The organism is Acinetobacter guerrae, from assembly GCF_009372255.1.
Lineage (GTDB): Bacteria > Pseudomonadota > Gammaproteobacteria > Pseudomonadales > Moraxellaceae > Acinetobacter > Acinetobacter guerrae.
Map to the genome: position 1 here is coordinate 235,283 of NZ_LXGN01000056.1, position 12,972 is coordinate 248,254.

At 39.0% G+C, this 12,972-nt stretch carries 12 protein-coding genes, 1 tRNA gene and 1 pseudogene; 6 read left to right on the forward strand and 8 right to left on the reverse strand.

Annotated features, from left to right (window positions below; translation table 11 throughout):
- Position 1 precedes the first annotated feature (1 nt).
- Positions 2-795 (reverse strand): annotated as a pseudogene (gene tnpC, locus A7A69_RS14465) (IS66 family transposase); the annotation flags it as partial.
- Positions 698-1,078: a transposase gene (locus A7A69_RS17060; protein WP_152878287.1), complete on the reverse strand. Its 381-nt coding sequence runs from the start codon at positions 1,076-1,078 to the stop codon at positions 698-700. The gene A7A69_RS17060 and the pseudogene tnpC, both read right to left, overlap by 98 nt.
- 247 nt (positions 1,079-1,325) lie before the next feature.
- Between A7A69_RS17060 and A7A69_RS16890 the strand changes: the two genes are divergently transcribed.
- A complete protein-coding gene (locus tag A7A69_RS16890; protein ID WP_241675268.1) occupies positions 1,326-2,897 on the forward strand; it encodes a ParB N-terminal domain-containing protein in 1,572 nt (523 codons plus the stop codon).
- 36 nt (positions 2,898-2,933) lie between these two features.
- Positions 2,934-3,800, forward strand: a complete 867-nt coding sequence (locus A7A69_RS14480; protein ID WP_152878289.1) for a DNA adenine methylase — start codon at positions 2,934-2,936, stop codon at positions 3,798-3,800.
- A gap of 88 nt (positions 3,801-3,888) precedes the next feature.
- Here A7A69_RS14480 and A7A69_RS14485 read toward each other — a convergent pair whose 3' ends face one another.
- On the reverse strand, positions 3,889-5,058 hold the full coding sequence (locus A7A69_RS14485) for a tyrosine-type recombinase/integrase (RefSeq protein WP_152878290.1): 1,170 nt from the start codon (positions 5,056-5,058) through the stop codon (positions 3,889-3,891).
- A gap of 184 nt (positions 5,059-5,242) precedes the next feature.
- Positions 5,243-5,332, reverse strand: a tRNA-Ser gene (locus A7A69_RS14490).
- Positions 5,333-5,455: 123 nt separating this feature from the next.
- Between A7A69_RS14490 and A7A69_RS14495 the strand changes: the two genes are divergently transcribed.
- Positions 5,456-7,336 (forward strand): potassium transporter Kup, encoded by a 1,881-nt coding sequence (locus A7A69_RS14495; protein ID WP_120370111.1) that lies wholly within the window; start codon positions 5,456-5,458, stop codon positions 7,334-7,336.
- Positions 7,337-7,398: 62 nt separating this feature from the next.
- Here the strand turns inward: A7A69_RS14495 and A7A69_RS14500 are convergent, their stop codons facing one another.
- Positions 7,399-7,839, reverse strand: coding sequence for a hypothetical protein (locus tag A7A69_RS14500; protein ID WP_152878292.1), 441 nt, complete (start codon positions 7,837-7,839; stop codon positions 7,399-7,401).
- Positions 7,840-8,097: 258 nt separating this feature from the next.
- Here A7A69_RS14500 and A7A69_RS14505 point away from each other — a divergent pair, with 258 nt between their 5' ends.
- Positions 8,098-9,171 (forward strand): DNA/RNA non-specific endonuclease, encoded by a 1,074-nt coding sequence (locus A7A69_RS14505; protein ID WP_338325139.1) that lies wholly within the window; start codon positions 8,098-8,100, stop codon positions 9,169-9,171.
- Positions 9,172-9,240: 69 nt separating this feature from the next.
- Positions 9,241-9,483, forward strand: coding sequence for a hypothetical protein (locus A7A69_RS14510; protein WP_152878294.1), 243 nt, complete (start codon positions 9,241-9,243; stop codon positions 9,481-9,483).
- Between the two features lie 54 nt (positions 9,484-9,537).
- Here A7A69_RS14510 and aqpZ read toward each other — a convergent pair whose 3' ends face one another.
- The gene (gene aqpZ / locus A7A69_RS14515) at positions 9,538-10,227 is read right to left on the reverse strand and encodes an aquaporin Z (protein WP_152878295.1); all 690 of its coding nucleotides are present in this window, start codon (positions 10,225-10,227) and stop codon (positions 9,538-9,540) included.
- 135 nt (positions 10,228-10,362) lie between these two features.
- Positions 10,363-11,370: an AraC family transcriptional regulator gene (locus A7A69_RS14520; protein ID WP_151979940.1), complete on the reverse strand. Its 1,008-nt coding sequence runs from the start codon at positions 11,368-11,370 to the stop codon at positions 10,363-10,365.
- A gap of 105 nt (positions 11,371-11,475) precedes the next feature.
- Here A7A69_RS14520 and A7A69_RS14525 point away from each other — a divergent pair, with 105 nt between their 5' ends.
- Positions 11,476-12,123, forward strand: a complete 648-nt coding sequence (locus A7A69_RS14525) for a sterol desaturase family protein (protein WP_152878297.1) — start codon at positions 11,476-11,478, stop codon at positions 12,121-12,123.
- Between the two features lie 70 nt (positions 12,124-12,193).
- Here the strand turns inward: A7A69_RS14525 and hisF are convergent, their stop codons facing one another.
- On the reverse strand, positions 12,194-12,952 hold the full coding sequence (hisF, locus tag A7A69_RS14530; protein WP_005001040.1) for an imidazole glycerol phosphate synthase subunit HisF: 759 nt from the start codon (positions 12,950-12,952) through the stop codon (positions 12,194-12,196).
- Positions 12,953-12,972: the final 20 nt, after the last annotated feature.

Consider the following 12,972-nt stretch of genomic DNA (forward strand, 5'->3'; position numbering starts at 1 on the left):
CTCAAGTAGGGTTCCATTTATGCGGTAGTAATTCTTCGATATCTTTCATTTTATGCGTTGGTAGCCTTTTCAGCACATCACTGAGATAAGCATACGGATCAAGACCATTCAGCTTGGCTGACTGAATTAACGTCATGATGTTCGCTGCCCGTTGACCACTTCGCAAATAGCCAGCAAATAGCCAGTTTTTTCTGCCTAAAGCCCACGGACGCATCTGATTTTCCACCCAATTATTACAAATATGCAAATTGCCATCATTCATATAGCGGCTTAAGGCAGACCACCGTTTTAGACTGTAATTAATCGCTTTCGCTGTAGATGAACTTTTTGGTACTTTATCCTGATGTTCTTTCAGCCAGTCATACAGTTGCTGCATGATCGATTGACTATTCTGTTGCCTTCGCTCTCTTCGTTGTTCTGCTGTACAGTCTGGAATGTCTTTTAATTCTGCTTCAATTCGGTAAAGCTGTTGAATCAATTGCAGAGTGTAAACAGCAGAGCTTGCTCAAGCAATCAAACTTTTCCCAGTCACATGCAGCTCATGGAATTTACGACGGGCATGCGCCAGCAACCCACTTCAATCATCTGACCTGAGGCAAAACGTGCCTTATAACCACTGTAATCGTCACAAACCAAATGACCTTGCCAGCCTTTAAGGAAATCCTCGGCATGTTGACCTGATCGACTTGCTTGAAAGTCATACACGACCGCTTGAATCGAATTGTACTGTGTCGTGGCATAGGCCCAGACATAACCTTTCTTCGGCTTCTTCTCGCCAATCTGCATCACGGTTAATCGGTATGGCAATGAAATTTGATACGGGTTCTACGTTTGAGATGTCACTTTCAATGGATGCATTTTTAACCCAACGATTGAGTAAATTGGTATTGATCCCATGTTCTAATGCAACGCTGGCAATAGAAGTATGAGGATGGCGACATTTTTGGACAAGCTCGCATTTGAAGTCATCACTATATGTACGACGTTTTCTTTTTACAAACCCAGCTTCAATATCAACTAATTCTTGACTCACAAAGTTAGTAACCATTAATAAATAAGTGGGTACGAAAATAAGCATCTATGATTAATTTTAGTAGGGATGGTTCAGCGGATACTTACTTTGATTTAGACTGTGGCTCAGAAAGAGCTAAAAATAGCTACTGATTTTTTAGACACCTTTTGGTTAGAATTGGACTGCCACTACTCTCAGAAGATTTTCTCTGAAAATCTGCGTATGGTACATTTACTTAGATCTTTAATAAAAAAAATTAAAGTGTTATAAATATTAACTGATTAAATTTAATTACTTGAAGATGGTCATATTTATGAGCAAAAAAATAAAGGTCTTAGATATTTATTTGGATACTGACAATCCTAGACACGATCCAATAAATGATCAACCTGAAATAATTGCTCACTTGTTAAAAGAAGAAAAAGTAAAAAATTTGGCTAAGGATATAGCTGAAAATGGAATTAGTCCGATTGAATTATTGGCTGTTGTTAAGGGTAAAGGCAATAAATACATTGTGGTCGAAGGTAATCGTCGTGTTTGTGCATTAATACTATTGAATGATCCAGAGAGAGCACCTAATCAAAACTTAAAAGATTACTTTAAAAAGTTGAAGGCTAGGTCTGCATTAATACCAGACTCTGTCAATTGTGAAGTATTTGATCGAAGAGAAAAAGCAGATTTATGGATCGAACGTAGACATGAAGGAGAACAATCTGGCGTAGGAGCTAGGCAGTGGAATGCTGTACAAAAAACGAGACATAATGCTCGGTTACAGAGAAGTGACGATAATACTTTAGCGCAAGCTATTATTGATTATGCAATCAATAATAGCTTGGTCAAAAATAATGAAACTGGTCGTATATTGACAACTGCATCAAGATACTTAGGTAATCCTTTTTTTAGAAAAACTTTAGGTATTACAAGTTCGCGTTCGGACTTAAATGTACAAATTGCAACGCCTATTTTTGAATTTGAAAAAGTGATTACTAAGTTTTGTTTAGATTTGATTGAGAGTGCAGATCCAAATAGTTCTGAAATGACAGTTTCTTCGAGATCTAGCAGTGCGGATGTTGAACAATATGCAAGACAACTTATACATGATGGCTATGCTCCCATAACGCATATTGAGGCCTACTTATTAAAAGATGCTAATAGTAGAGAGCAAGGTTTAGTTGAAATTGTAACTGATACATCCGATATGGGGGATGTAGGAAATTTTGATGTAGACAAGGATGGCACACCTGATATGGAGGATGCAGGAAATTCTGATGGAGAAGGGGATGGCACATCTGATATGGAGGATACAGAAAACTCTGATGCTGATGAGACTGATACATCTAACATAAGTGATGAAGAGAGAGCGGATGAAGAGGTTGGACCAATTAGTACATCTGGACAACCAGGAACTACACAGGATCCAAATAAAAGAAAATATTTAGTAACCTCGAAGCTGATAGCCTGTATATCAGATAATACTTTGAGAAGGGTTTATGGTGAGTTAAGAAAGATTGAAATTGACCAAAGTCCCTTAGCAGTTATGTTGGTTGCAAGAGCTTTCTTAGAAGTAATTTACATCAAATATTTTGAAGATATACTTAAAAATAAATATGATAAAAATAAAATTAAGATGCATGTTGTGTTACAAAAAGTGTGTGATGCTCTTAGTTCTAAAAAGAATGAATTAAATCATTCACAGGTTAGTGCATTGGCTGTTTTGAAAAAACTGCCATCGGATCAAAATAAAATTTTTGCCGCAGGTAATCTAGGTCTTTATGCTCATGCGGTGGAATATCCAAGTAATAAGACACAAATTATAATCGAATGGGATAATATTTTAGCAATAGTCCAATATATGCTAGTAGAACTATATAATGCTAATGAATAAAAAGTTAAAATTAATATAGTTTTCAAGGATTTTACAATGGCGCATACACCATCACCTCTACGATACCCTGGTGGGAAAACATCTATTTGGAAGATGGTGTCTACAATTATAAAAGATAATGATTTAGAACGAGGCCACTACTGTGAACCTTACGCAGGCGGGTGTGGACTTGCTTTAACTTTGCTTTTTAAAGGCTACGTTCATGAATTGCACTTAAATGATATTGATAGATCAATTTGGGCTTTTTGGAATGCGGTTTTACATCAAACGGATGCTTTAATTGAGAAAATTTTGTTGACAGAAGTTAATGTAGAGGAATGGTACAGACAAAGGGAGATTCAGCTAAATAAGGATAGTTTTAGTGACTTTGAGTTAGCTTTTTCATCTTTTTTTCTTAATAGAACCAATAGATCTGGCATAATTTTAAAAGCAGGTATGATCGGTGGTTTTAACCAAAATGGAAATTATAAAATTGATTGCCGTTATAATAAGGGATCATTAATTGATAAAATTAAACGCATTGAAAAATATAAGCATAGAATTCACTTGTATAATTTGGATGCTTTAGAGTTCTTAGATTTTACGAGACCTTCTTTACCTCAAAATAGTATTTATTGTATCGATCCTCCATATTTCGAAAAAGGTCAGACTTTATATACAAATGCTTATAGTAAAAAGGATCATGAAGAAATCTCTAAAAAAATACTAGAATTAAGCAGGCCTTGGCTTCTAACTTATGACAATGCTGAAGAAATTAGAAATCTGTATAAAAAAAGTCCACAATATACTTTTGACCTAAATTATAGTGCCGCTGAAAAAAGAATTGGAACTGAGTTATTAATAGTTGATAAAAATTTAAAAATATCTAAAGAACTAGAAGTTCAAAATATTAATTTGTATTAACTCCAACTTAGTATTGAAATATAGACTAAAATGGATAATTTTGAGCTCTGATGTGAGATACTAGTATTCAAAACTATATTTAAATGAGTTATCTATTATCTCTCAACCCATCAACAAAATCAGACCATTCCTGCATCATCTTAACTCGATAGTCTAAATGCTGAGCGTGGTTATACGCCTGTGAAACAGCATTCCCAACCTTATGTGCAAGTTGAATTTCAATGGCATCATGCATATAACCTTGCTCATGCAGAGTTGTAGAAGCAAGCCCACGGAATCCATGACCAGTCATTTTACCGTTATAACCCATTGTCCGAATTGCACATAAAAGTGCATTACTGCTGATAGGCTTGGCTGTGCTGTAATTATAAAAAACATATTGTTTATTGCCCGTTAGAGGTTTCAATTCTTCTAATAGCTCAAGTGCTTGTCTGGATAATGGCACGATGTGTGGTTGAGCCATTTTCATTTTGTGTGCAGGAATACGCCATAAATAATTATTATAATCAATCTCATTCCACTCCATCATTCTAAGTTCTGCTGTTCGGACAAAGGTCAGGGTCATGAGTTGTAAAGCCGATCGAATAATAGGGCTACCATGATATCGATCCATTCGCTCAAGGAACGCAGGAAACTCAGAAATATCTATACGCGCCATATTCTTTACTTTACGCGGTTTAAGCGCTTCTCCTAAGTGAGGAGTCGGGTCATTCTCGATAATGCCTTTACGTATCGCAAAGCGGAAAATACGACCCGCTAAAGGAATGGAGCGTTTAGCCATTTCTTGCGCACCACGCGCTTCAATTTTTTTGGCACAAGCAAGCACATCTTTACCTTTGATCTGATCAATCGGCATGTCACCTAGATCAGGGAAAAGGTCTTTTTCAAATACCGATAAATCACGTAAGTAAGTCGCCTCTTTAATCACTGCTTTACGATCCTCCATCCATTCCATCGCGAGTGCTCTGAAAAGGGTGCTTTCATCTACTTGCAGTTTTCTCTGCTTTTTCGCTTCATTCGGATTAATCCCCTCTTTTATTTGTAATCGTGCTTCATCCCGAATTCTTCTGGCCTGTGCAAGAGAGGTATCAGGATAGGTGCCAATACTAAAAATATTTTCTTTACCAAAAAGACGAAACTTCATACGCCAGTGCATACCACCTGAAGGGCTAACTTCTAGATACATACCTTTTTCATCAGGATACTTGGTCTTCTTTTCTAATGGTTTTATTTTTCTGATCTTTGCATCTGTAAGCATTGTGATCATTCCGTTTAGAATCTGGGGGTAAAAATTTGGGGGTAAATTATTTTACCCCCAGTTATACCCCCAACCATATCAAGATTGCAATAGTTTGGGTCAGATTGTATTAGACACAAAAAAAGCCTGAATCCTTTAAATTCAAGCTTTTTAGGACAACATTGGATGTTGTTAGTACTTATCTTGGCGGTGAGAGAGGGATTCGAACCCTCGATACGCGTAAACGTATACACACTTTCCAGGCGTGCTCCTTCAGCCACTCGGACACCTCACCAAGGCGAGCGATAATAGCTAAAAAAAGACGTGCTGCCAAGCCGAAAACAATTGATTTGCAGAAAAAAAATGAACTTAATGCTAAGATGACGCAAAAATACTGTTCAAATATTGAAGATCGAGTATGCAAAGTCCTGCAAAAAAAGCCGCATTACCCGCAATTACGTTGGCAGCGTTAGGTGTGGTCTTTGGTGACATTGGAACCAGTCCACTCTACGCATTTGCACAAACCTTTACCAGTGCCCATGTAAATATATCCGAGGCAACAGTATTTGGTATCCTCTCCCTAATTTTCTGGTGCATTACACTTTCCATCAGTTTTAAATACGTCACGATTGTCATGCGGGCAGACAACAACGGTGAGGGTGGTATCATGTCATTACTGGCATTGTTGCTACGAATAAAAAAACTTGATCCTAAAAAGAAAATTTACCTCATTGCATTAGGCTTTGTTGGCGCCTCTTTGTTTTTTGGAGATGGAATTATTACCCCTGCCATTTCAGTCCTCTCTGCTATTGAGGGGTTGAGTATTGCGACGCCAGCTTTTGATAAATGGTTGATGCCGATAGGTCTGGGGATTTTAACAGCTTTGTTTGTGGTACAACGTCATGGTACGGCAACCATGGGTAAATTTTTTGGTCCAGTCACCATGGTCTGGTTTATTTCTATTGGCTTATTGGGGCTATGGAGTATTATCCAGACACCGCATATTTTATTGTTTGTAAATCCTTTATGGGCAATTGAGTTTGCCATCCATCAACCCTATGTTGCATTTATTGCAATGGGTTCAGTGGTATTAACGATGACGGGCGGTGAGGCACTATATGCAGATATGGGACATTTTGGTCGTCTCCCGATCCGTTTAGCATGGTTTATTATTGTTTGTCCGTGTTTATTGCTCAATTATGCAGGACAAGGCGCATTGCTTCTGCGTAATCCAGAAGCAGTTTCAAATCCATTTTATTTACTGGTGCCAGAATGGGCGCTATACCCAATGATTGGTTTGGCGACCGCCGCTGCCGTAATTGCGTCACAAGCCGTAATTACAGGTGTATTTTCAATGGTCAATCAAGCCATTCAATTACGCTATTTGCCACGTTTAAGTGTGATTCACACTTCAGATGTAGAACAAGGGCAAATCTATGTGCCGTTTATTAACTGGGTGCTGTATATCTCAGTTTTTATTCTGATTATATTATTTGAAACCAGTAGTAGTCTGGCCAGTGCCTATGGCGTGGCTGTCACCATGACGATGCTCTGTGTCACGATTTTGATTTCAGTATTGGCTTATGGCGCGTGGAAATGGCCATGGTGGAAAGTTGCAATGTTTGCAATTCCATTTCTGGCATTGGATGGAATATTTGTCGCATCAACCTCACTCAAGATTCTAGCGGGTGGTTGGGTGCCAATTGTGATTGGTATTGTTGTGTTTACCATTTTAATGACTTGGAAACGTGGTCGTGAAATTGTATATAACCGTCTGGAAACAGATGCTTTACCAATGAGCCTTTTTATTCAAAGTATTGGAGCAAGCAATGAAACCCATTTTGTTCCAGGTGAAGCCATTTTCCTGACAGGCAATCCGAATATTGTGCCGCATGCCATGTTGCATAATATCAAACATAATAAAGTACTGCATGAACGTAATATTATGGTGACGGTTTATACGCAGGATATCCCTTATGTTGCACAACAGGATCGAATTAAACTCGAAAAATTGAATGACCATTTCTACCGCATTTTTATGTATTACGGTTTTAAAGATCAGCCCAATATTCCACAGGCCTTAAAGCAGGCGTATGATGAGTGGGGTATTGATTTTGACATGATGCAGATTAGTTTCTTTATTTCACGCGATCGATTGATTCATACCGTTGGGGATGGAATGTCGCCGTGGCGTGAAAAGCTGTTTATTTCAATGCAACGAAATACCAGTCCTGTCAGCGATTTCTATCAAATTCCTCCAAACCGTGTTGTTGAGCTAGGTAGTCAAATTGAAATCTAAATTTTAATAATACTGAATGTAATAAAAAACCAAGGCTATGCCTTGGTTTTTTATTACTAGGTTTATTGAGCTTCAGGCTCAGCCATAGGTTGTTCTGGTACTGCATTCAAGTTTTGGTTGTTTAATTCAGCAGGGGCTGCCTGCATAGCTGGCGCTTCGGGATTGCCTGATTCAGGCATTGCTTGAGCAGGTGCATTTGCATCAAGCACTTGATTCGGCGCCGCAGCAGGTTCGGACATTGTTTCCTGATGTGGAGTCACGGCCTGAACATCCTGGGGATTTACAGGCTGAGCTTGAACTGAATTAGGTTGGGCAGAAATCAGTTGAACTTTGCCGCTGTTGACTAAATCTGCAAGTGAACCAGGTTGACCATTCACAGTGGTTGTTACTTTTGCCTTAGATAGACTTTCTAGCGTTTCACCTGCTTGTACAGGTTGCTCTGCAAATGCAGTCATGCTTAGTGAAGCGGTGATTAAAGCTGCACCAATGAATTGAAAGCGCATAAATAGACTCCTAAATATAATCATTCTTCATGTTTATCGTGGAGCTACCTTTGCACAGTAGGGGATAGATTTTCAATGAAAGATACCAAACATGACCAATCGCGTTGTGAATGATAAAAATAAAACGACAAACTGTTACGCGCATGGTATGTTTTTTAATCAATATGCGCCCATAGTTTAATCAAATGAAAAGTTGCTGAATATACAGCGAAAACTTGAATTGTTAAGCTTTTCACAAGACCTTAACGTATGTAGAAGATAGTGGCACGTAAAAAGACAAGAGCGAATTCAGATTTCTCTTGGATCAAACAGCATATTGGTAAATTATTTTTGGGCGCAGTTGCTGCTAGTAGTTTTGTGATGGCTTTTGGTGAAGGAAAAGTTTCGCAATGGATCGGCCCAATCTCAAGCAATAGCGCGTGTCTCAATCAGTTTTATCGCGACATTCCTCCAGTTTTGGTAAAGGACAGTCTTCAAAAGAATAGTTATGCACTGTGTTTTCATGATTTTAATGTTATGTATTCAGGGGTTTCAAAAACACCGCTTTGGGTAGCAGAAAAATTAACTCCACAACGTTTAAGTAATCGAATTAAACGCGAAGATAATTTTCATGAAGAAACCCGAATTCCAGAGATGCATCGTGCCTTATTAAGTGACTATCGTGCTTCGGGTTATGATCGTGGGCATATGGCGCCAAATGGTGATATGGGCAATACGACTGCTCAATATGATAGTTTTTCACTGGCTAATATGGTGCCACAAGCTCCTAAAAATAACCAACAAGTTTGGCGTGAATTAGAAGAAGCGACTCGGGCACTGGTCACTAAGCAGAAACAAGATGTCTATGTTGTCACTGGGCCTGTATTTGAAGGTCAAAAATTAAAAATCATTGGGCGCGGTGTGATTGTTCCAAGCGCAGTTTATAAGGTCATTTATTTGCCTAAAACGGGTGCAATTGGTGCGTACTATGCGCCGAATAATAATTCTTTACAGGTTAGGGTGGTAAGCGTTTGTTATCTGGAAGAAAAGTTGGGTATGAATCTTTTTCCACAATTGACTGAAGAACAAAAGCGAAATGTTTACCAACTGCCACTCAATGCAACTATGGTCAAAGCACAAAAATCATTAAACTATTTACACTGGGATGGTGAAAGCCAGTGTGCGGAAGACGTTGAGCAACAAACCCTGACCGCTGTGCAAAAGCAATTTACTCAGCAAAAACAGCAAGCGATACCAATTGAAGCGAAAGGAATTGACGAAGATACTAAACAAGCGATTATCAAACAGTTAGTCGATGCTTTATTGCATTATTTTTTACAAATTTTGAGATAAATCAATCGTGCAGAAATTGCAAAATAGGTTAATTTCAAATGATAGAAAACAACAAAGAGCCGTAAATAAATGTTTAAACCGTTTGAAAATGGAAATGAGTCATCCAGTATTGAAGATCTGACTTTGGAAAATCAGATAGATTACGTGAGTCTATATGGCAATTTGCAGATCACCAAAGATCAACATGGCTTGCAATTGGCAAAACAATTACAGGCATTTGTAAATGCAATGGTGACTGAACTTGAGAAACAGCCACTTCCCGAGAAAATTCAGATCCATAACGAACAAGAAACGGATAATCCATTTCTGTAAATCTAAGGATTAAAAAAACAGCCTTTAAAAAGACTGTTTTTTGACATTTAAATCTTAGTCTTTTTCATTGATCACCACTTTATAGATGAACGCGCCGACAATCGCACCTAAAATAGGGGCAACCCAGAACAACCATAATTGACTTAAAGCAGCGGTTTCGGCAAAAAGAGCAACTCCTGTACTACGTGCAGGATTTACAGAGGTATTGGTGACTGGAATACTGATCAAGTGAATGACAGTCAAAGTTAAACCAATGGCGATCGGTGCAAAACCCGCAGGCGCATTTCGATGTGTCGATAGTAAAATAATGATCAGGAAGAAAGCGGTGAGTACGACTTCAATTAAGAATGCAGACCCTAATGAGAAATGGTTAGGTGATAATTCGCCATAACCGTTGGTGGCGAAACCACCTGTACCTGAAAAACCGGCCTGACCTTGTACAATGATATAGAGTACAAAAGCAGAAACAGCCGCACCAATGACCTGTGAAATAATATAAGGAATCACCTCCTTGCCATCTAAGCGCCCACCAACCCACATGCCAACACTTACCGCTGGATTAAAATGCGCACCAGAAATATGCCCAAAGGCATAAGCACCTGTTAATACAGTTAATCCGAAGGCAAATGAAACACCTAGAAACCCAATACCCAGTTCAGGGAATGCGGCGGCCAATACGGCACTGCCACAACCACCGAAAACCAGCCAGAATGTACCTAAGAACTCTGCTAAATATTTATGCATTTTGTTTTCTCTTACTTTTGTTATTGAATTATTCAGTCACCCATTAAAATGAATATTTTTTGTGACTTTAGTCTTATTATTTACTCTGAGATCATATTTTAAGCAAGAGCCGAGAATCGATTTAATTGAAAAAAATTATTTTAATTTCAATAATGACTGCTGTCGCCATTGTTGCGGTGTGATTTGACTCCATTGTTTAAAGGCTCGCTGGAAAGCACTTTGTTCGGAATAACATAACAAGAGCGCAATTTCCTGTAAGCTTAAATGAGGATCTTTTAAATATTCAAGCGCAAGCATATAGCGGATCTGTTGGGTTCGTTGCTGAAAGGTCATATTTTGTTGTTGTAAATGCCGTTGTAATTGGCGTACCGATAATCCTAGTTGCGTTGCGATCTGATCAATTTGATATTCGTTCTTTTGTAAGCCTTTCAAAATGGCTTGCTGTAAACGCTGATCCAGTTGCGTGGAGTGGGGCAGTTGTTGTAACAAAGCCTGTGCCTGCCGCATAAGTAATTGTTGCAAGGTATGATCAGCATTTCCAATGACTTTATGAGTCTCACTCATAGGTATTAAAATTTGTGTTTTTGCCTCAGAAAATCGTACTCGACAATGAAAATAGCGTTCGTAAACTTGCGCATCTTTAGGAGGAGGATTGATGAAATGTATTTCATGTAACTGAATTTGTTCTTTACACATAAACTGCTGTAAAAATTGAACCATTAATGCAATTGCGATTTCATCGGTCAGTTGAGTGGGATGCAGTTCGGTTTCTTCCCAACGAATCGAAAAATAGGGCGATACGAACTCAACTTTTAAAGGACTGCCATCATAAACCAGTCGATGAAAATCCTGATAACGATTCAGTGCTTCGCCAAGACTTTCACATGACAGTGCAAGATAAGCCAAAATACCCAGATGTTTAGGCTGTACATATTCTGCAATTCGTAGTCCCAAACCCGTATGCGGTTGTAACTGATAAATCTGCTCAAGTAAGCTTCGCCAGATGACATAATCAAAGCGTTCCAGATTTTGAATCTCAAGCAAGGCTTGCGGTTCAGGTAAATGTTGAGATTCACAATATAGTTTTAAAAGATGCCCTAGTCCTCCATAGACCGATCCCGCATAATTTTTGAGTAAAGCCATCCTTGAGCACTCTTTTGTCGTGTTTTGTCAATGAACAATAAAAATACAGTCAATACATAGCATAGAAAAATTCTTATATTCAAGTCAAAGAGGAGGATGATTAAAATGATAAAAGGTTTTATAGCAGGTTTAATTCTGGCTAATGGCTTTGAGTGGGTTGCACATAAATATATTTTGCATGGTGTACATCGTAAAGGTCAGCCACGTTATAGTCCGGTTCCTAAAAGTATGGAATCGCATTGGGCGCATCATCGCGAAGTGCGGAAAACCCAATTCCATGATGACTGTTATGTGGAAGGATTGGAGAGCTGGCGTACTCGCAATGAATTAATGTCACTTGCAGTTGCCGCAGGTATTGCAAGTGCAGCGTTTTATCCTTTTTCGAAAGGTATGGCACTTGCTGCGGGTTATAGTGCGGTGAATTATTTTTATATTCATCGCCGTGCTCATCTTGAACCTGAATGGGCAAAAAGAAGCATTCCGTGGCACTACGACCACCATATGAACTCAAATCAGGATGCCAACTGGTGTGTGACAAAACCATGGTTTGATTATATTTTGGGAACACGTGTAGTTTCATCGGCGGATTTGAAAGAAGCAAATCCTCTGGGTCTACCGTTACCGACAGAAATGTCTAAAAAATTGACAATAATGATTGAGCGTATATTTCCTGCAAAATGGGTAGAACATAAACCTAAATTAGTGAATAGCGCTATTTCAGAAAAAACTGAAACCACTGCATCTGTGGCTTAAAATAAAGGGCAGTCGAGTTAACTGAACTGCCCTTGATCTGATGTAATTTTTAAAATAAATGCGCTATCAGTTAGAGGCGCATTTCAATGCCTTGTTCGGCTAAAAATGTTTTCGCCTCAGGAATTGTATATTGTCCAAAGTGGAAAATACTGGCTGCTAGCACTGCATCTGCGCCACCTTGTAAAATACCATCTGCCATATGTTGTAAATTTCCAACGCCACCAGAAGCAATGGTTGGAATTGAAACTCGATCATTAATCGCACGCATAAGTGCAATGTCATAACCAGCTTTAGTCCCATCTGCATCCATGCTGGTCACTAACAATTCACCAGCGCCATATTCTGCCATTTTGACCGACCATTCAAGCGCATCAATGCCAGTCGGTTTACGACCACCGTGGGTAAAAATTTCCCATTTATTTTCGCCCGTTTTTTTTGCATCAATTGCTACCACAATGCACTGTGCACCAAAACGCTGAGAAGCTTCTTGTACAAACTCAGGATTGAACACCGCCGCAGAGTTGATGCTGACTTTATCTGCGCCTGCATTGAGTAACGCACGAATATCTTCGACTTTACGCACACCGCCACCGACGGTTAATGGCACAAATACACTTTCTGCCATACGCTCTACAGTACGATAAGTGGTGTCGCGCCCATGATGTGTTGCCGTAATATCCAGAAAAGTGATTTCATCGGCACCTTGTTCATTATAGCGACGCGCCACTTCAACAGGATCACCTGCATCACGAATATCTAAAAATTGAACACCTTTGACGACACGGCCATTATCGACATCGAGGCAGGGAATAATACGTTTTGCAAGCATGGTGACATCCAGCGATATTG

What these genes read in the sequence shown, in the direction of transcription:
- A7A69_RS17060 (WP_152878287.1), bottom strand. Translation starts at nt 1,078, where the DNA reads ATGCTTATTTTCGTACCCACTTATTTATTAATGGTTACTAACTTTGTG.
- A7A69_RS16890 (WP_241675268.1), top strand. Translation starts at nt 1,326, where the DNA reads ATGAGCAAAAAAATAAAGGTCTTAGATATTTATTTGGATACTGACAAT.
- A7A69_RS14480 (WP_152878289.1), top strand. Translation starts at nt 2,934, where the DNA reads ATGGCGCATACACCATCACCTCTACGATACCCTGGTGGGAAAACATCT.
- A7A69_RS14485 (WP_152878290.1), bottom strand. Translation starts at nt 5,058, where the DNA reads ATGCTTACAGATGCAAAGATCAGAAAAATAAAACCATTAGAAAAGAAG.
- A7A69_RS14495 (WP_120370111.1), top strand. Translation starts at nt 5,456, where the DNA reads ATGCAAAGTCCTGCAAAAAAAGCCGCATTACCCGCAATTACGTTGGCA.
- A7A69_RS14500 (WP_152878292.1), bottom strand. Translation starts at nt 7,839, where the DNA reads ATGCGCTTTCAATTCATTGGTGCAGCTTTAATCACCGCTTCACTAAGC.
- A7A69_RS14510 (WP_152878294.1), top strand. Translation starts at nt 9,241, where the DNA reads ATGTTTAAACCGTTTGAAAATGGAAATGAGTCATCCAGTATTGAAGAT.
- aqpZ (WP_152878295.1), bottom strand. Translation starts at nt 10,227, where the DNA reads ATGCATAAATATTTAGCAGAGTTCTTAGGTACATTCTGGCTGGTTTTC.
- A7A69_RS14520 (WP_151979940.1), bottom strand. Translation starts at nt 11,370, where the DNA reads ATGGCTTTACTCAAAAATTATGCGGGATCGGTCTATGGAGGACTAGGG.
- A7A69_RS14525 (WP_152878297.1), top strand. Translation starts at nt 11,476, where the DNA reads ATGATAAAAGGTTTTATAGCAGGTTTAATTCTGGCTAATGGCTTTGAG.
- hisF (WP_005001040.1), bottom strand. Translation starts at nt 12,952, where the DNA reads ATGCTTGCAAAACGTATTATTCCCTGCCTCGATGTCGATAATGGCCGT.